Below are 18,023 nucleotides of genomic sequence, written 5' to 3'. Positions count from 1 at the left end.
CGTTCAAGGCCGCCTTTTCTTTTGAGTAACTCTCAGTCAGTTGAGGGGTTTAGACCCCACCAACCAACCGGCTCACAACCACGGTGACTTCAGCTTTCTTACCGACTTCATCCTGTGTGGTTTTGCGCGTCGCACGGCGGATCTGCTCTTCGATTTTGTCGTCATCCAAGAGCGTTTTGTCATCCATGCGCATCAAGACTTGGTTCAGGTCTTCTTCGATCACTTCGGCGAGTTCGCTGCGGCTTGTTCCAAAGCGCGGAAGGCCCATGATCTCGACCCAAGGTTCGCCAAGCGGAGTATCCTGTTCGTCGATAATGATGTTCACCATCACATGACCATTCAGCGCCATACGAATACGATCACGTACAACACCGTCCATCGCGCCGATTTTCACGGAACCGTCCAGATAGGTACGACCCGTATCAATATACTCAACGATCTCTGGGCGCTTTCCGGTGATGTCGATCATCATTCCGTTGACAGCAACAACGCTTGCGAAGCCACCATCTTCGCCCAAGCGGGCATGCTCGCGCAGGTGGCGGTGCTCGCCGTGCATCGGGATCAGAATCTCTGGTTTGAAAATCTTGTGCGTGCGTTCAATATCAGGCCGATTAGCGTGACCAGAAACGTGATAGCGTCCGCCCTCATCATCCACGATATCGACGCCCATTTCCGAGTAGGCGTTCATAATCGAGATCACGCCGCGTTCGTTACCAGGGATGGTTTTCGATGAGAACAACAGCGTATCGCCCTCTTTCATGCTCATCCCAAGGTATTTTCCACGCGAAAGTTGCGCAACGGCGGCGCGGCGCTCTCCTTGCGAACCTGTCGCCAAGAGCATCAGGTTCTCGCGCGGGATTTCTCGTGCGTCTTCGATAGGAATAACCGAAGGGAAGTCCTTGAGCACGCCAGTCTCAATACCCGCTTGAACCATACGACGCATCGCGCGCCCCAAGAGCACAACAGAGCGCCCCGCCCGCTTGCCCGCATCGGCAAGTGTTTTCAAACGCGCAACGTTACTTGCGAATGTCGTCGCGACGACCATGCCCTTTGCATTGGCAACGAGCTTTTCGATCTCGGGGCCAACGGTCGCCTCAGAGCGGCCGGCATGGGAGGAAAACACATTTGTCGAGTCACACACCAGCGCCTTGACGCCTGACTGCGCTACTTCGGCCCATAGGTCAGGGTTGAATGCCTCGCCCAGAACCGGTGTTTCATCAAGTTTGAAATCGCCCGTGTGTACAATCCGCCCCTTCGGCGTGTCGATCACAAGACCGGAACTTTCGGGAATAGAGTGCGCCACTGGCAGGAAAGACACGCCAAAGGGCCCTACTTCGATCACTTCGGGATATTGTGAAACGGTCACGACATCTTCTGGATTTGCGCCCTGCTCTTCCATTTTGCGACGGGTGTGGTGCGCCGTGAATGTTCGCGCATAGACGGTTGGCGACCCAAGCTTAGTCCACAAATGCGCGATACCACCGATGTGGTCTTCATGCGCGTGGGTGATGAACACAGCCTCTAGCCGCTCTTTGTTTTCTTCAAGCCACGAGACGTCTGGCATGATCAGATCCACACCAGGCGTGCTGTCCATATCTGGGAATGTCACGCCCAGATCGACAAGGATCAGGCGCTCTTTGCCCTTGGGGCCGTACCCATAGACATAAGCATTCATGCCGATTTCGCCGGCACCACCAAGGGGAAGATAAATCAGACGATTTTTGCTCATGTGGATTGGGTATCCTTGTTATATTTATGGATGACCGTCAGGCCATGCATGGTGAGGTTATCCTCGAAATGGTCAAAAAGCGCATGCCCTTGTTGAAAGAGCGGCGCCAACCCACCTGTTGAAATAACTTTCATTTCACGGCCGCGTTCGGCTTTGATCTGTTCGCATATCCCGTTCACAAGGCCAACGTAACCCCAAAAGACACCCGATTGCATACAGGCGACCGTATTGGTGCCAATAACTTTGGCGGGCTTGGTCACATCAACATGCGGAAGGGCCGCCGCGGCCTGATGCAGCGCTTCAAGGCTTAGGTTCACACCCGGAGAGATCACGCCTCCGATATAGGCACCATCCTGTGCAACAACATCGAATGTCGTCGCGGTGCCAAAATCAACGATAATCAGGTCCCCACCATAGAGATCATATCCCGCAACCGTATTCACAAGCCGATCTGGCCCAACTGCGGTGCCTTCATCGACGCGCACTTCAACCGGAAGCGCACATTCAGGCTTGCCCACAACAATCGGGCGCGTGTTGAAATACCGATCCGCAAAAACCCGAAGGTTAAATACCACGCGCGGAACAGTTGAGCTTATGATCACATCGGTGATGTCGGCCTCTACTTTGCGCATCTGCATGAGCGTCGAGAGCCAGACATAGTATTGGTCTGCGGTCCGCTGGTGCTCGGTCGAACAACGCCATGTCGCGAGGAATTTCGTGCCGTCCCAAATCGAAAACACCGTGTTGGTATTTCCGCAATCGATCGCCAGAAGCATAAGGCCTCCTAAAAGAATACATCTGCCGCAGGGATCGCGTGCCGACCGCTGGACGTTAATAGAACGAGGTTACCATGCGCATCGATAGTTTCAAACGTACCGTGAAATTCTTGGGTGGTGGTGCGCGCGCGGATTGGCTCTCCTAGCCGAGCGGCGCGTGATAACCACGCCTCGCGGATCGGTGCAAACCCGTAAGTGGTGAAGGATGTTTCCCATCGAGCATAGGCCGCGGCGAGCACATCAAGGAACTCTTCGGGTGTGATCGGCACGCCCGTTTCACTCAACAAATCAACAGGCGCGAGCGCGTCAGCTTCCACATCCCCTTTAGGAGGAGCCGCACAGAGATTCACGCCGATCCCGATTGAAAGGTGGTTGGTTCCGTCAGTTTGGGTTGCGCTTTCAAGCAGTATTCCCGCCAGTTTGCCGCCATTCAACAAAACATCATTCGGCCACTTCAACGCAAAAGGAGCAGCGCGCCCTGTACAGTCTACGAGCGCATCAAACAGCGCCAACGATGCAACAAAGCTGCGCAGCGCTACGACGGCTGGTGGCTCGGTCGGTCGAAGAACAAGCGTCGCGGCAAAGTTGCCCTTGGGCATTGCCCAAGCGCGCCCGCGCCGACCACGCGCACCTGTCTGCATGTGTGCCAGAATCCACGTTGGCCCCGAAAGTGTCGGGGCCATACGCGCTGCTTCATCGAGAGTGCTATCGACAGTCTGAAGGATATGTCGCCCATAGCCCGAAGGCCATGCCGTTGCAGGATTATTTGACAAGGGCCATCGCTGCCGCATTGGCCAGCGGTTCGACGCCAAACAGGTTCACCATACCGACAACCATGATCACGGCAGATGCCATCAGCAATCCCCAAAGCACAGGAGAGGACGAACGATCCAGTGGATCAGTCTCTTCTCCAAAGTACATGTAATACACGATACGCAAGTAATAGAACGCACCGATCACCGACGCGACCACACCAGCAATCGCCAGCCATGCCATACCTGCGGATACCGCGGCCTGAAGCACAGCCAGCTTACCAAAGAAGCCGAGCATCGGTGGCACACCTGCCAAGCTGAACATCAGGATCAGCATCGCAGCGGCACGAAGTGGCTCTTGGGTTGCGTATTGGTTCAGGCTCTTGATGTCGGTGACGGGTTTGCCATCGCGCTGCATCATTAGAACAAAGGCAAATGTACCAACGTTCATGGTGACGTAGATCGACATATAGATCAGCATCGCCTGAACACCTTCAATCGTTCCAGCGGCCAGCCCCATAAGAGCGAAACCCATGTGCGAAATCGAGCTATACGCCATCAGACGTTTGATGTTGGTTTGACCAATCGCGGCAATTGCGCCGACGAACATCGACAGAACAGCGATCAACGCAACGATCTGGCTCCAGTCACTGACTGTGTTACCGAATGCGTCATGAACGACACGGGCAAACAAACCCATCGCCGCGACCTTAGGCGCAGTGGCAAAGAACGCCGTAACAGGGGTTGGCGAACCTTCGTAAACATCGGGCGTCCACATGTGGAATGGCACCGCGGAAACCTTGAAGGAAAGCCCTGTCAGGATAAACACAAGACCAATCAACAGACCAATCGAGAGGTGCTCGCCATCGACGGAATCCATTACGCCAGCAAAGAGCGTGGTTCCCGAATAGCCGTAAACCAAGGAGATACCGTATAGCAATAGGCCGGAGGACAACGCGCCAAGAACGAAGTACTTAAGGCCCGCCTCGGTTGATTTCACCGAGTCACGGCGCAACGAAGCAACCACATAGAGCGACAAAGACTGTAGCTCGAGACCAATATAAAGCGCCATCAAGTCGCCCGCAGAGACCATCATCATCATGCCGACGGTCGCGAGTGCAACAAGGATTGGATACTCAAAACGCAGCAAATCATGCTTGGCCATATATCCTTGGCCCATCACGAGAACCGCAGCACCAGACCATAGGATCACAACCTTGGCATAGCGGGAGAAGGCATCGTCAACGAAAGCGCCGTTAAACGCGGTGACCTCGCCCTGCCCTGACAAAGTCCACATGCCAAGTACAACCATCACAAGTGCCGTGGCCCACAGAATAACGGGGGCCGCTTTGTCTTTGCTGGTGTAAACGCCAAACATCAGCGCCCCCATGGCAAAGACCGCCAAGATGATCTCTGGAAGAACTACGGAGATATCAGAAGATAACATCGGACCCACCTTTAGTGTGTAGCTGCGGTGCCAACTTCGGCCATTGCAGGCAGAGCGGCGTGGTAATTGGTGACAAGCGCCTCAACAGAGGGGCCAATGAGATCGGTAACGAGGCTCGGGTAAACACCCAACAACAGCGTCATGAAAACAAGCGGTGCAAAGATTGCCTTCTCAAGACGTGTCATTTCGGTGATCGACTTGAGGCTCTCCTTCAGCAACTCGCCCATCACAACCCGACGATAGAGCCAGAGCGCGTAGGCAGCAGAGAGAATAACACCAGAAGCCGCGAACATCGCTGTCCATGTCGAAACCTGGAAAACACCGACAAGCACGAGGAATTCACCGATAAAGCCTGATGTCCCCGGAAGGCCAACGTTCGCCATCGTAAAGAACATAAAGATCAGCGCATAAGCCGGCATGCGGTTCACAAGGCCACCATAAGCGTCGATTTCCCGTGTGTGCATACGATCGTAAATCACACCAACACAGAGGAAGAGCGCGCCAGAGATGAACCCGTGCGAGAGCATTTGGAAGATCGCGCCGTCGATACCTTGTTGGTTGGCCGCGAAGATACCCATGGTGACATAGCCCATGTGCGCAACAGAGGAATAAGCAATCAGCTTCTTCATGTCTTTTTGCACAAGCGCCACGAGACTAGTGTAAACAATCGCGATTGCCGACAGGGTAAAGACAAATCCTGTCATATACTCCGACCCTACGGGGAACATCGGCAAGCTAAACCGCAAGAAGCCATAGCCACCCATTTTCAACAAGATCGCCGCAAGCACGACAGAACCCGCTGTTGGCGCCTGAACGTGCGCATCGGGAAGCCATGTATGCACTGGCCACATCGGCATTTTTACCGCGAAGCTAGCAAAGAACGCTAGGAACAGAAGTGTCTGGCAGCCGCCAATGATGCTGAAGCCGAGGATCTGAATTGTGTCCGAAGCGAATTCATGTGTCAGGAGCTGTACGATATCGGTTGTGCCCGCATCAAGATACATCGCGATCATCGCGATTAGCATGAGTACCGAACCAAAGAACGTATAGAGGAAGAACTTGAACGCCGCGTAAATACGGTCCTTGCCGCCCCAGATACCAACGATCAGGAACATCGGAATGAGGCCCGCCTCGAAGAACACGTAGAACAGGATCAAATCAAGCGCCATGAACACACCGAGCATCAGTGTCTCAAGGATCAAGAATGCGATCATATAATCCTTAACGCGGTGGGTCACATTCCAGCAGGAAAGAATAACTAGCGGCATAAGGAAGGTTGTGAGCATAACGAACAAAACCGAAATGCCGTCAACGCCCATCTTATACGTCAGGCCCATGATCCACTGGCTCTCTTCAACGAACTGAAAGCCCGTGTCAGAAGGATCAAAGCCAACCAGAATGGCCAGCGAAACGATGAATGTCGCCGTTGTTGTAGCGAGGCCAACTAATTTCGCATTGCGTTGGGCGAAAGCGTCGTCTCCACGTAGGAACAATGCCAAGACGATTGCGCCCAATAGCGGAATAAAAGTGACGATGGAAAGTAGGTTTTCCATAATTATTCAGCCCCTCCGCTGATGGTCATCCAAGTAATTAGCACCACAACACCGAGCACCATGGCCAGCGCGTAGTGGAACAGGTAGCCCGATTGGGCGCGCCCTGCGAGACGTGTGAAGAACGGGATAATTCCCATGGCCAAGCCATTCAGCGCGCCGTCGATGATCTTGCCATCGCCGACCTTCCAGAAGAAGCGGCCAATCACTTTGCTGCTACGAACAAACAGAACATCGTAAATCTCGTCGAAGTACCATTTGTTAAGCAGGAACTGATAGATTGGCTGGTTTGTTTTCGCCAAACGCACCGGTAAGCTCGGGTTCACGATATAGAACAGATACGCCAGCCCAAGGCCGAGGATCATCGCGATGAACGGCGAAACCTTTACCCATTTCGGAGCATGGTGTGCCTCGTCCATAACGTGATTGTCAGGATGGGTGTAAACAGCGCCTTGCCCCTTGGTCCAGCCAACAGTCGCAGCGTGCACGCCATCTGTTGCGTGCTCGCCCGTCGCAGCGTGATCATCCGTTGCCACTTCAGTGCCGTGATCGTCCGTTGCGGCATGATCGTCGCCGTGGCTCTCAGCGGTTTCGCCATGAGCGTCGGTTGCTGCCACTTCGTGATGAGCAGGAACGCCATAGAACTTGTTGACCTGATTGTGGTCGCCAAAGAAGCTTCCGAACCAGATCATACCGGAAAGCACCGCACCAAGCGCTAGGACACCAAGCGGAACAAGCATTACCATTGGGCTTTCGTGCGCGTGATCGTGCGTATGCTTGTCGCCGCGCGCGTCGCCAAAGAACGTCATGAACATCAGGCGCCAGCTATAGAAACTGGTCATAAACGCCGCGATCACAAGCATCCAGAAGGCATACATGCCAACGCCTGTTTGCGCGCCCCATGCACTCTCGATGATCGCGTCTTTCGAGAGGAAGCCAGCGAAACCGATTGTTGTCAGCGGAATACCAACACCAGTAATGGCGAGCGTACCGATGAGCATCGCGTAGTATGTCATTGGGATCTTCTTGCGAAGGCCACCATAGTTGCGCATGTCTTGCTCGTGATGCATCGCGTGGATGACCGAACCGGCCCCAAGGAACAACATCGCCTTAAAGAATGCGTGCGTAAAGAGGTGGAACATCGCCGCCGAATAAACACCAACGCCAGCCGCAACGAACATGTAACCAAGTTGCGAACATGTCGAATAGGCGATGACGCGTTTGATATCGTTCTGAACCAGACCAACAGTCGCCGCAAAGAACGCGGTTGTTGCGCCGATCACCACGATAAACGCAGTTGCCTGCGGAGCGAACTCCATCAATGGCGACATACGGCAAACAAGGAACACACCAGCCGTAACCATCGTCGCCGCGTGGATCAGCGCAGACACAGGTGTCGGGCCTTCCATCGCGTCGGGAAGCCAGGTGTGTAGGAACAACTGCGCCGATTTACCCATCGCACCGATAAACAACAGGAACGCCAAGAGATTGGCTGCGTTCCACTCGGTCCAGAGGAAATGAAGCTGTGTTTCTGCAAGCTCCGGCGCCGCAGCAAAGACATCGTCAAACGCAAGGCTGCCAGTAAGATAGAACAGACCAAACATCCCTAGAAGGAAGCCGAAGTCCCCAACACGGTTCACGATAAACGCTTTCATCGCAGCGGCATTTGCCGATGGCTTGCGATAGTAGAAGCCGATCAGCAAGTAAGAAGCGACACCAACGCCTTCCCAACCAAAGAACATCTGGACGAGGTTGTCCGCAGTCACCAGCATAAGCATGGTGAAGGTAAAGAAGCTTAGATAAGCAAAGAAACGTGGCTTATAGCTCTCGCCGTCTTTCCATTGTGGATCGTGGTCCATGTACCCCATGGAATACAGGTGCACGAGGCTGGAAACGGTGGTCACCACGATCAGCATGATCGCCGTCAAGCGATCAAGACGGATCGACCAAGAAATGTCCAACGTCCCGGATTGAATCCAGCTCAAGATATTGATGTAGCGCGTTTCGCCATCAAAACCGAGGAATACGATCCAGCTCAAAAGGGCGGCAAGGAACAGCAATCCTGTTGTCAGGTACTGAGCGCCCTTCTCGCCGATATAACGCCAGCCAAAGCCTGCGATGAGCGCACCGATAAGCGGTGCAAAGAGAATGATTTTTTCCATGATGCGCTAGCCCTTCATCACGTTGACATCTTCGACCGCGATCGTGCCGCGGTTGCGGAAGAAGCAGACAAGGATTGCAAGGCCAATCGCGGCCTCTGCGGCGGCAACCGTCAGAACAAACAGCGTAAACACCTGTCCGACCAGATCGCCCAGATAACTAGAGAAAGCGACGAAGTTGATATTCACCGCAAGAAGCATAAGCTCGATCGACATCAAGATAACGATGACGTTCTTGCGGTTCAGGAAAAGCCCGAAGATACCGATGACGAACAACGCCGCCGCCACCGCTAGATAATGTTCAAGTCCGACCATATTAGTCCCCGTCTTTCTCGTTCTTCTTGCGATGCCAACGCATCGCCAATCCAAAAGCAATCATCGCAACACCGACAATCAACCATAAATTCATTTCAGGCCTTGTCCCGGTTTCACGTCGACCACATTCATGGCCTTTGCGGGATCGCGATGCATCTGTTCCAATACATTCTGACGTTTCACATCAGGGCGATGACGCATGGTCAGAACAATCGCACCGATCATCGCAACCAGCAAAATCAGCCCCGAAGCTTGGAACAAGTAGATGTAATCGTCATAGATCAACTGACCCAGCGCCGCGGTGTTATGCACTTCGCTCGGGCTTGGAGTTACCGCAGCGCGTGCAGCTACAGCCGTATCCGCGGCGTTCCAAACGCCAATCGCAAGGCCAAGTTCCATCAACAGGATCACAGCAATCAACAGCGCAAATGGCACAAACTTCGCCATTTCGCCCCGCAGTTCGGCAAAATCGACATCAAGCATCATGACCACAAAGAGGAACAGCACAGCCACCGCCCCGACGTAGACAATGATCAAGAGCATCGCGACAAACTCGGCACCGAGGATCACAAAGAGCCCTGCGGAAGAGAGAAACGCGAGGATCAACCATAGAACCGAATGCACAGGGTTGCGTGACACAACCACAAACAGCCCTGCCGCGACAGCGGTTATGGCAAAGACATAAAAGGCGAAATCAACAATGCCCATTTTACTGTCCTTCTTCCTGTCCCCTTTTGGGACGTTGTTGTGCCCGTTCGGGCAGAGTTTTCTTCGGCCTAGCGGTAAGGCGCGTCAATTTCCAAATTACGAGCGATCTCGGCTTCCCACCGTTCGCCATTCGCAAGAAGCTTCTCTTTGTTATAGAAAAGCTCTTCGCGGGTTTCGGTTGCGAACTCAAAGTTCGGCCCCTCTACCACGGCGTCCACTGGGCAAGCTTCCTGACAGAAACCACAGTAAATGCACTTAGTCATGTCGATGTCGTAACGTGTTGTACGGCGGCTTCCATCATCGCGCGGTTCAGCGTCGATGGTGATCGCTTGCGCGGGGCAAACCGCTTCGCACAGCTTACAGGCGATGCAGCGTTCCTCGCCGTTCGGATAGCGGCGCAAAACGTGCTCACCACGGAATCGTGGGCTCAACGGCCCTTTTTCGTGAGGATAGTTCAGCGTCGATTTCGGAGCGAAGAAGTACTTAAGTCCGAGCGCCATCCCTTTGGCGAAATCCGCCAGAAAGAAATATTTAACCGCGCGGGTATAATCCATAGCCATCGGTTTAACCCCCAATTGCCCAGCGAGCATACGCCCCGCCAAAGGCTCCAAATTGCGCCAAGAAGGCAACGATAACGACCCAAGCGAGCGACATAGGAAGGAAAACCTTCCAACCGATACGCATCAATTGGTCATAGCGGTAACGGGGCGTGATCGCCTTCACCATCGCAAAGAGGAAGAAGAAGAACGCCATTTTGCCGACCATCCAAAGCACACCATCAGGAATGCCCGGAATTGGGGACAACCAGCCACCAAAGAACAACAACGACATCAACGCACACATCAGGAAGATCGCGATATACTCACCCGCCATGAACAACAGGAATGGAGTCGCCGAATACTCAACCTGATAGCCCGCAACTAGCTCGGATTCGGCCTCTGGTAGGTCGAACGGCGGGCGGTTGGTTTCTGCCAACGCGCTGATAAAGAAGAGGAAAACCATAGGAAGGTGTGGCAACCAATACCAGTTAAACAACCCAAGGTCGCCAGATTGCGCCTGAACGATATCGCCAAAGTTCATCGAACCTGTCGAGATGATAATCCCGATAATGATCAAGCCAAGCGAAACCTCATAAGAGATCATCTGCGCAGCAGAACGAAGGCTTCCGAGGAACGGGTATTTGGAGTTGGACGCCCAACCACCCATAATCACGCCATAAACTTCAAGCGAAGAAATCGCAAAGATGAACAGGATCGCAACGTTGATGTCCGATAGAACCCAGCCATCATTGAACGGAATAACCGCCCACATCAACATCGCCAGAACGAAACTTGTTAGAGGAGCAAGGAAGAAAACCGTCTTGTCCGCACCTGCGGGTACAACGACCTCTTTGACGACATATTTCAACGCATCGGCAACCGACTGCAAAAGGCCCCATGCCCCCACAACGTTCGGGCCACGACGCATCTGAACAGCCGCCCAGATTTTCCGGTCGCCATAAACCAGAAACAACAGTGAAATCATCACAAAAGCAACCACGCCAAGGCATTGCGCTATGATAAGCAGCGCGGTCCCAAAAGGGGTTGATAGAAATTCAGCCATAGATCCTCACACCGTCGGTATCCCAGTTTCTTTGCAGCCCGTTACGATATTGCGTCATCGCACTCAGACCTTCGGGTCGCGCGTTCGAGATGGTGTAAACAGCATCCCTACGGCAATTGCCACCCATATCGTTCACAATTTTTGTCGTGCAGTCCGCCGCGATTTGCGCCGCTGCGTGGTTCGGTCCACCCCACACCTCACGGCACACCGCTTCATCCGCAAAACGGATGGAGGATGACACAGATTGATATGTGGAACAGATGCTCATTTACTCTGCCGCAACCGCTGTTTCGGAACGCGCTTTTGCGTTCGCGGAAAGCTCAGCCATAAGTTGGCTTGCGCGGGCTATCGGGTTGGAAAGATAGAAATCCTTCACCGCATTGCGCAGATCTGCTTTGGCTGGCTTGCGCAGTGGAACCCGCTGCCACACATTCTCCGCAACAACATCAACATCACCAAGGTGCGGTACTTCGGCGATCATAGCGGTGCGGAGCGCTGCCAAACTATCGTAAGGAAGAACCGCGCCCAATTCCGCAGAAAGTGCACGCAAAATCGCCCAGTTTTCTTTGGCATCGCCGGGTGCGAACCCTGCGCGCTGTGCAACTTGGGGGCGTCCTTCGGTGTTCACGAAAAGACCGCTTTCCTCAGTATAAGCTGCGGATGGCAGGATCACATCGGCACGATGCGCGCCGCGATCGCCGTGCGACCCCTGATAGATAACGAACGCACCATCGGCGATCTCTACTTCGTCAGCGCCCAGATTGTAAACCGCCTCGGCACCATCAAGCGCTGCGGTCAATCCACCATCGGTCACGGCACCCACATCCATCGCGCCAACGCGCGACGCCGCAGTATGCAGCACCATAAACTTGCTCTCGGTAGCTTCGGCAAATTTCATCGCTTGGCTCAAGACGGCTTCGCCGTCAGCTTCTTGAAGCGCGCCTTGCCCGATTACGACGATGGAGTTGCGGGACAACGCATCGGAATGGTCACCCTCGTTCAACTTAACCAGATCGTCACGTGTCGTGCCGAGATGGAAATATTCGTACGTAAGATCAACCGCTTCGCCAACAACGCCAACTTTCGCACCAGCAGTCCAAGCCTTGCGGATACGCGCATTAAGGACAGGTGCCTCAACGCGAGGATTCGTACCGATCAACATGATTGCATCGGCAGTATCCAGATCTTCGACCTTCGCCGTCCCAACATAACCTGAGCGATTACCCTCAGGAAGCTTTGCGCCATCGGTGCGGCATTCGATCTGGCCACCCAATGCCTCAACAACGCCCTTAAGAGCATATGCAGCCTCAACCGGAGCAAGATCACCGACCAAGCCAGCGACTTTCTTCCCTTTCAAGCCAGCAGCAGCAGCGGCCAGAGCCTCTCCCCAGCTCGCTTTGCGCAATTTGCCGTTCTCACGAATATACGGCGTATCAAGACGCTGGCGGCGTAGACCGTCCCAAACGAAACGTGTTTTGTCGGAAATCCACTCTTCATTCACGCCATCGTGGTTACGGGGAAGGATACGCATCACTTCGCGCCCTTTGGTATCCACGCGAATGTTGCTTCCGAGCGCATCCATAACGTCGATGGTTTCAGTTTTGGTCAATTCCCAAGGACGCGCCGTAAACGCATATGGCTTGGATGTCAGCGCACCAACCGGACACAAATCGATGATGTTCCCTTGAAGGTTGCTGTCCAGTGTTTCATTCAAATAGCTTGTAATTTCCGCATCTTCGCCACGGCCGGTTTGACCCATCTGCGAAATACCCGCGACCTCGGTCGTGAAGCGCACGCAGCGTGTGCAGGAAATACAACGCGTCATTGTGGTCGATACCAGCGGCCCAAGATCGAGGTCATCAACCGCGCGCTTTGGCTCTTTGAAGCGGTTTTCGGAAATACCGTAGGCCATCGCCTGATCTTGAAGATCGCACTCGCCGCCTTGGTCGCAAATCGGGCAATCCAGCGGGTGGTTGATGAGCATGAACTCCATCACACCTTCGCGGGCCTTTTTGACCATTGGCGAATTGGTTTTCACAACTGGTGGCTGCCCTTCGGGACCAGGGCGCAAGTCGCGAACCTGCATCGCACAAGAGGCCGTCGGCTTGGGCGGTCCACCCACAACTTCAACAAGACACATACGGCAGTTACCCGCAATCGTCAGGCGCTCGTGGTAACAGAAACGCGGAATTTCCACGCCGACCTGCTCACAGGCCTGAATGAGGGTCATCGCGGGATCGACCTCAACTTCGGTGTCGTCGATGATAATTTTGCGTAGGTCAGTCATGCTCTTTACTCCGCCGCTACGGCGCTGACGCGGCCGGTTTTCTTATGCTTGATGCGGTCTTCGATTTCATTGCGGAAATGACGAACAAGCCCTTGGATTGGCCACGCGGCCGCATCGCCGAGCGCACAAATCGTGTGCCCCTCAACCTGCTTGGTTACGTCAAGAAGCATGTCGATTTCTTCGACTTCTGCCTCGCCCGACACCAAACGATCCATAACACGCATCATCCAACCTGTACCTTCACGGCATGGCGTACATTGGCCACAGCTTTCGTGCTTGTAGAATTTGCTAAGACGCCAGATCGCTTTGATTACATCGGTCGATTGATCCATCACGATCACCGCCGCAGTCCCAAGCCCCGAACGCTGTTCACGCAACCAGTCAAAATCCATAATCGCTTCGTCCGCGATATCCTTGGGCAAGAGCGGAACCGAAGAACCACCCGGAATAACCGCCTTGAGGTTATCCCAACCACCGCGAACACCGCCGCAATGCTTCTCAAGCAATTCGCGCAGCGGGATCGACATTTCTTCTTCGACGACACAGGGCGACATAACGTGGCCAGAGATACCGAAAAGCTTGGTTCCCGCGTTGTTCGGGCGACCCATAGAGCTAAACCAGTCGGCACCACGACGAAGGATCGTCGGAATAACCGCAATGGATTCAACGTTGTTCACAGTTGTTGGACAGCCATAAAGCCCCGCCCCTGCGGGGAATGGCGGCTTCATGCGAGGCATACCTTTTTTGCCCTCAAGGCTTTCGAGCAATGCTGTCTCTTCACCACAGATATAAGCGCCCGCGCCGTGCGCGAGATAGAGATCGAAATCCCAACCTGATTTCGCAGCGTTCTTACCCAGCAGCCCCGCGTCGTAACATTCGTCAATCGCGTTTTGAAGCGCCTCGCGCTCGCGGATAAACTCACCACGGATATAGATGTAACACGCGTGCGCACCCATCGCGAAGGAGGCGAGCAGTGCCCCTTCGATCAAGGTATGCGGATCGTGGCGCATGATTTCGCGGTCCTTACAGGTACCTGGCTCGGACTCGTCGGCGTTGATGACCAAATACGCTGGGCGGCCATCGCTTTCCTTGGGCATGAAGGACCATTTCAGACCGGTCGGGAAACCAGCGCCACCACGACCGCGAAGACCAGAGGCCTTGGCTTCGTTGATGATCCAGTCACGACCCTTCTTAATGATACCCGCCGTACCGTCCCAGTGCCCGCGCGATTTCGCGCCCGCAAGCGTGCGATCGTGCATGCCGTATAGGTTGGTAAAGATCCGATCTTGATCCTTGAGCATCCGCATCATCCTTCATCTGCCGCCAAGTCGCGGCCGTTATTACCCTTGGCGCGCACGCCAAATTTGAAATCCTACAACAAGGCTCCAAAAGAACCCTGCCATCGCGATGAGATCAATCAGCAGACGCGTTCTTTGCGTCCATTCCAACTGCGTTCCCAACGCCTGTCCCAATACCCAGAAAATCCCTGAACCCGCGATCACAAGCGCCAATTGGCGCCCCTTCGCAGAAGATTTTTCCCGATCTTGGCTCATCTTGTCATCCCCTACGCCTTACCGCGCTTCGAGAATTCTGTTTCCCCGCCTTCGGCAAGGATTTTGGCCTGCTCGATCCATCCATCGCGTTCGATGCGCCCTTTGAACCGCAACCGCGCGTCAACCCAAGCGATCTCTCCGCTGGTCCATTTCGCGATCTGGTCATAATGGAAGAACCCAAGTTCATTCAACGTCTGCTCAAGCTTGGGGCCAACGCCCTTGAGCTTCTTCAAGTCATCTGCGCCCGCTTTACGCGGTGCTTTCATCGTACGAGGCTTTTTCTCATCTGACGCCTCGGACGCTGGCTCGCTCACTGCAGGCTTGCTGTCGACTTTCACATCAACAGTGCTTGCTGCGACTTTTGCGTCATCTTCGTCCAATGTCGGCTTTACCACAGGATCTGCTTTTGGCGCTTCTGCTGGTTTGGGCGCAGGCTCTGCTTTTACATCGCTTGCAGAGGCGGCCTTCGGAGTTTCGGCAACCGGTGCTTGTGGTGCAGCGCTTTCCTCCTGAACATCCGAACAAACTTGTTTACCGAGTAACGAACCCGCAACGCCGAATACAACCAGCCCCACAACCATTGAAATCAGCGCGCCCCAACCGAAGCCGGAATACGCCAGAACAAAAGCAGCGAAACCAAGAACAACGCCAATCATCCAGCAAATATTCTGGCATGAAAACAAATCATTCTGAGTGGTCTTAGACATAAATTACTCCCCTAGAGCATATAGTTGGACGGATCATCACCGCACACAGCTCTCCCGCATTGCCAAACGAGGCAATGTCACGGGCCGTGATGTATGTGGTTTCGATCGTCATTCTTATTCTCTTAATGCGGGTGGCTTGTGTATTTTATGTTCTGTATTCTGCCGCCCTATTTAGATTTCTTAGAAAATTCGGTTTCGCCACCCTCAGAGAGGATTTTGGCTTGTTCAATCCATCCATCACGCTCGATACGGCCCTTGAATTTCAGGCGTGTATCAACCCAAGCCACTTCTGCTTCGGTCCATTTGGCGATCTGATCATAATGATAGAATCCCAGCTCGTTCAGCGTCTGCTCAAGCTTTGGGCCAACACCTTTGAGGAGTTTCAAGTCATCAGGCCCAGCCTTGCGTGCCGCCTTCATCGTGCGCGGCTTTTTCTCGGCAACTTCGGCCTGTGGCGCTTCTGGGACTTCTTTCTTAGCTGCTGCTTTGGGCGCTGCCGCCTTCTTGGGAGACGCCTTGCTCTTGCCAAGCCATGGTGTCAGCAACGGTACTTCGGTTCCATCGATACGCTTGATGGTATCGCCGATATCTGCCGCAAGCTGAACGCTCGCATTGTATTGAGTCTTGCCGCTCTCGTATTCGGAAAGGCTGGTCAGGCCTGACAATGGCTCTGCTGCATAGCGGCCGTTTTGCGGACCCGGAGTTGGGACTTCCCCTTTCGCCATTTTTTCCATCAGCGCACGGAATTTATCCGCAGTCAGGTCCTCGTAGTAGTCCTTACCAATTTGCGCCATCGGTGCGTTCGCACAAGCGCCAAGGCACTCGACCTCTTCCCACGAAAACTTACCGTCTTCGGAAAGCGCGTGTGGCTTCTCGTTGATCAATTCCTTACAGACGCCGACCAAATCCTCGGCACCGCAGATCATGCAGGACGTTGTTCCGCAAATCTGGATATGCGCAACAGAACCAACAGGTTGCAGCTGGAACATGAAGTAAAACGAAGCCACTTCGAGCGCACGGATATAGGCCATTCCCAGCATATCAGCGACATACTCAATCGCCGGGCGCGTAAGCCAGCCCTCTTGCTCCTGCGCACGCCACAGAATTGGAATAATCGCGGATGCCTGACGTCCCTCAGGGAATTTGGTCATCTGTGCTTCTGCCCACGCTTGGTTTTCAGGCGTGAAAGCAAAGCTTTCGGGTTGGATTTTGTGTAGACGGCGTAGCATTAGCGGTCGATCTCCCCGAACACGACGTCCATCGTGCCGATAATAGCGGCCACATCGGCCAGTTGGTGGCCACCGGCCACATAGTCCATAGCTTGAAGGTGCAAGAACCCCGGAGCGCGGATTTTGCTGCGGTATGGCTTGTTGCTACCATCCGAAACAAGGAATACGCCAAACTCACCTTTAGGAGCCTCAACCGCGGCGTATACTTCGCCAGCAGGTACGTGGAACCCTTCGGTGTAGAGTTTGAAGTGGTGAATAAGCGCCTCCATTGAGGTTTTCATGTCACCGCGCTTTGGTGGTGTAAGCTTACCACGGGCAAGCACATCGCCCGGTTCATTCCGCAATTTCTCACAGGCTTGCTTGATGATTTTGAGGCTTTCGCGCATTTCCTGCATACGAACAAGGTAACGATCATAGCAATCGCCCTTGGTCCCTACTGGGATGTCGAAATCAAATTCATCATAGCATTCGTAAGGCTGGCTGCGGCGCAGATCCCACGCAAGGCCAGAGCCGCGTACCATCACGCCAGAGAAACCCCAGTCCAGAATATCCTGCTCGCTCACAACGCCGATATCCACGTTGCGTTGCTTAAAGATACGGTTTTCAGTCAACAGACCATCGATATCCTCAAGCACATTCGGGAACACATCGGCCCAAGCGTCGATATCCTCAATGAGATCTGGCGGCAGATCCTGATGCACACCACCGGGACGGAAATAGGCCGCGTGAAGACGGGCGCCACAGGCGCGCTCATAGAACACCATGAGTTTTTCACGCTCTTCAAACCCCCAAAGTGGCGGCGTCAGCGCACCAACGTCCATCGCCTGTGTTGTCACGTTCAGCAGGTGGTTCAGGATGCGGCCAATCTCGGAGTACAGCACACGAATGAGGCTGGCGCGGCGCGGCACAACCGTGCCTGTCAGCTTCTCGATGGCCAAGCACCAAGCGTGCTCCTGATTCATCGGAGCCACATAATCCAAACGATCAAAGTATGGCAAATTTTGAAGGTAAGTGCGGCTCTCCATCAGCTTTTCGGTGCCACGGTGCAGCAATCCGATATGCGGATCGCAACGCTCTACAATCTCGCCGTCAAGTTCAAGAACAAGACGCAACACGCCGTGAGCCGCAGGGTGCTGTGGCCCAAAGTTGATGTTGAAGTTGCGGATTTTCTGTTCGCCCGTAAGCGCGTCTTCGAAATTTCCGTCCATA

17 protein-coding genes are annotated in these 18,023 nt (G+C 54.0%); all 17 read right to left on the bottom strand.

Annotation, left to right across the window (positions count from 1 at the left end; genetic code table 11):
* Nucleotides 1-49: 49 nt before the first annotated feature.
* On the bottom strand, nt 50-1,729 hold the full coding sequence (locus ACFE33_RS07160) for a ribonuclease J (protein WP_380058473.1): 1,680 nt from the start codon (nt 1,727-1,729) through the stop codon (nt 50-52).
* Entirely contained in the window at nt 1,726-2,505 is a 780-nt protein-coding gene (locus tag ACFE33_RS07155; RefSeq protein WP_380058471.1) for a type III pantothenate kinase, read from the bottom strand. Before ACFE33_RS07155 ends, ACFE33_RS07160 begins: the two co-directional genes overlap by 4 nt.
* Nucleotides 2,506-2,513: 8 nt before the next feature.
* Nucleotides 2,514-3,278, bottom strand: coding sequence for a biotin--[acetyl-CoA-carboxylase] ligase (locus ACFE33_RS07150; RefSeq protein ID WP_380058469.1), 765 nt, complete (start codon nt 3,276-3,278; stop codon nt 2,514-2,516).
* On the bottom strand, nt 3,268-4,704 hold the full coding sequence (gene nuoN, locus ACFE33_RS07145) for an NADH-quinone oxidoreductase subunit NuoN (RefSeq protein ID WP_380058468.1): 1,437 nt from the start codon (nt 4,702-4,704) through the stop codon (nt 3,268-3,270). The genes ACFE33_RS07150 and nuoN overlap by 11 nt, the downstream gene beginning before the upstream one ends.
* An 11-nt stretch (nt 4,705-4,715) precedes the next feature.
* Complete coding sequence (locus ACFE33_RS07140; protein WP_380058466.1) at nt 4,716-6,257, bottom strand: NADH-quinone oxidoreductase subunit M; 1,542 nt, start codon at nt 6,255-6,257, stop codon at nt 4,716-4,718.
* A gap of 2 nt (nt 6,258-6,259) precedes the next feature.
* Nucleotides 6,260-8,416, bottom strand: a complete 2,157-nt coding sequence (gene nuoL / locus ACFE33_RS07135) for an NADH-quinone oxidoreductase subunit L (RefSeq protein ID WP_380058464.1) — start codon at nt 8,414-8,416, stop codon at nt 6,260-6,262.
* Between the two features lie 6 nt (nt 8,417-8,422).
* On the bottom strand, nt 8,423-8,728 hold the full coding sequence (gene nuoK / locus ACFE33_RS07130; RefSeq protein ID WP_039000533.1) for an NADH-quinone oxidoreductase subunit NuoK: 306 nt from the start codon (nt 8,726-8,728) through the stop codon (nt 8,423-8,425).
* A 90-nt stretch (nt 8,729-8,818) separates the two neighbouring features.
* Entirely contained in the window at nt 8,819-9,436 is a 618-nt protein-coding gene (locus ACFE33_RS07125) for an NADH-quinone oxidoreductase subunit J (RefSeq protein WP_380058462.1), read from the bottom strand.
* Nucleotides 9,437-9,504: 68 nt separating this feature from the next.
* On the bottom strand, nt 9,505-9,996 hold the full coding sequence (nuoI, locus tag ACFE33_RS07120; protein ID WP_380058460.1) for an NADH-quinone oxidoreductase subunit NuoI: 492 nt from the start codon (nt 9,994-9,996) through the stop codon (nt 9,505-9,507).
* Between the two features lie 4 nt (nt 9,997-10,000).
* On the bottom strand, nt 10,001-11,038 hold the full coding sequence (gene nuoH, locus ACFE33_RS07115; protein WP_380058458.1) for an NADH-quinone oxidoreductase subunit NuoH: 1,038 nt from the start codon (nt 11,036-11,038) through the stop codon (nt 10,001-10,003).
* Entirely contained in the window at nt 11,031-11,306 is a 276-nt protein-coding gene (locus ACFE33_RS07110) for a hypothetical protein (RefSeq protein WP_380058456.1), read from the bottom strand. Before ACFE33_RS07110 ends, nuoH begins: the two co-directional genes overlap by 8 nt.
* Nucleotides 11,307-13,325 carry an NADH-quinone oxidoreductase subunit NuoG gene (gene nuoG, locus ACFE33_RS07105; RefSeq protein ID WP_380058454.1) on the bottom strand — a complete coding sequence of 673 codons (2,019 nt, stop codon included), beginning with the start codon at nt 13,323-13,325 and terminating at the stop codon, nt 11,307-11,309.
* A 5-nt stretch (nt 13,326-13,330) separates the two neighbouring features.
* Complete coding sequence (gene nuoF, locus ACFE33_RS07100; protein WP_380058453.1) at nt 13,331-14,626, bottom strand: NADH-quinone oxidoreductase subunit NuoF; 1,296 nt, start codon at nt 14,624-14,626, stop codon at nt 13,331-13,333.
* 39 nt (nt 14,627-14,665) lie between these two features.
* On the bottom strand, nt 14,666-14,878 hold the full coding sequence (locus tag ACFE33_RS07095) for a DUF5337 domain-containing protein (RefSeq protein WP_380058451.1): 213 nt from the start codon (nt 14,876-14,878) through the stop codon (nt 14,666-14,668).
* A gap of 11 nt (nt 14,879-14,889) precedes the next feature.
* Nucleotides 14,890-15,585 (bottom strand): NADH:quinone oxidoreductase, encoded by a 696-nt coding sequence (locus tag ACFE33_RS07090; protein ID WP_380058449.1) that lies wholly within the window; start codon nt 15,583-15,585, stop codon nt 14,890-14,892.
* A gap of 167 nt (nt 15,586-15,752) precedes the next feature.
* On the bottom strand, nt 15,753-16,814 hold the full coding sequence (nuoE, locus tag ACFE33_RS07085) for an NADH-quinone oxidoreductase subunit NuoE (RefSeq protein WP_380058447.1): 1,062 nt from the start codon (nt 16,812-16,814) through the stop codon (nt 15,753-15,755).
* On the bottom strand, nt 16,814-18,022 hold the full coding sequence (locus ACFE33_RS07080; protein WP_380058445.1) for an NADH-quinone oxidoreductase subunit D: 1,209 nt from the start codon (nt 18,020-18,022) through the stop codon (nt 16,814-16,816). Before ACFE33_RS07080 ends, nuoE begins: the two co-directional genes overlap by 1 nt.
* Nucleotide 18,023 lies beyond the last annotated feature (1 nt).

This window comes from Falsihalocynthiibacter sp. SS001 (assembly GCF_042445055.1).
GTDB lineage: Bacteria > Pseudomonadota > Alphaproteobacteria > Rhodobacterales > Rhodobacteraceae > Falsihalocynthiibacter.
The sequence above is the reverse complement of the archived record's forward strand: the minus strand, read 5'-3'. Positions and strand labels throughout refer to the sequence as shown.

Coding starts and splice junctions, on each gene's coding strand:
- ACFE33_RS07160 (WP_380058473.1), bottom strand. CDS start 1,729: ATGAGCAAAAATCGTCTGATTTATCTTCCCCTTGGTGGTGCCGGCGAA.
- ACFE33_RS07155 (WP_380058471.1), bottom strand. CDS start 2,505: ATGCTTCTGGCGATCGATTGCGGAAATACCAACACGGTGTTTTCGATT.
- nuoN (WP_380058468.1), bottom strand. CDS start 4,704: ATGTTATCTTCTGATATCTCCGTAGTTCTTCCAGAGATCATCTTGGCG.
- ACFE33_RS07140 (WP_380058466.1), bottom strand. CDS start 6,257: ATGGAAAACCTACTTTCCATCGTCACTTTTATTCCGCTATTGGGCGCA.
- nuoL (WP_380058464.1), bottom strand. CDS start 8,416: ATGGAAAAAATCATTCTCTTTGCACCGCTTATCGGTGCGCTCATCGCA.
- nuoK (WP_039000533.1), bottom strand. CDS start 8,728: ATGGTCGGACTTGAACATTATCTAGCGGTGGCGGCGGCGTTGTTCGTC.
- ACFE33_RS07125 (WP_380058462.1), bottom strand. CDS start 9,436: ATGGGCATTGTTGATTTCGCCTTTTATGTCTTTGCCATAACCGCTGTC.
- nuoI (WP_380058460.1), bottom strand. CDS start 9,996: ATGGCTATGGATTATACCCGCGCGGTTAAATATTTCTTTCTGGCGGAT.
- nuoH (WP_380058458.1), bottom strand. CDS start 11,038: ATGGCTGAATTTCTATCAACCCCTTTTGGGACCGCGCTGCTTATCATA.
- ACFE33_RS07110 (WP_380058456.1), bottom strand. CDS start 11,306: ATGAGCATCTGTTCCACATATCAATCTGTGTCATCCTCCATCCGTTTT.
- nuoG (WP_380058454.1), bottom strand. CDS start 13,325: ATGACTGACCTACGCAAAATTATCATCGACGACACCGAAGTTGAGGTC.
- nuoF (WP_380058453.1), bottom strand. CDS start 14,626: ATGCTCAAGGATCAAGATCGGATCTTTACCAACCTATACGGCATGCAC.
- ACFE33_RS07095 (WP_380058451.1), bottom strand. CDS start 14,878: ATGAGCCAAGATCGGGAAAAATCTTCTGCGAAGGGGCGCCAATTGGCG.
- ACFE33_RS07090 (WP_380058449.1), bottom strand. CDS start 15,585: ATGTCTAAGACCACTCAGAATGATTTGTTTTCATGCCAGAATATTTGC.
- nuoE (WP_380058447.1), bottom strand. CDS start 16,814: ATGCTACGCCGTCTACACAAAATCCAACCCGAAAGCTTTGCTTTCACG.
- ACFE33_RS07080 (WP_380058445.1), bottom strand. CDS start 18,022: ATGGACGGAAATTTCGAAGACGCGCTTACGGGCGAACAGAAAATCCGC.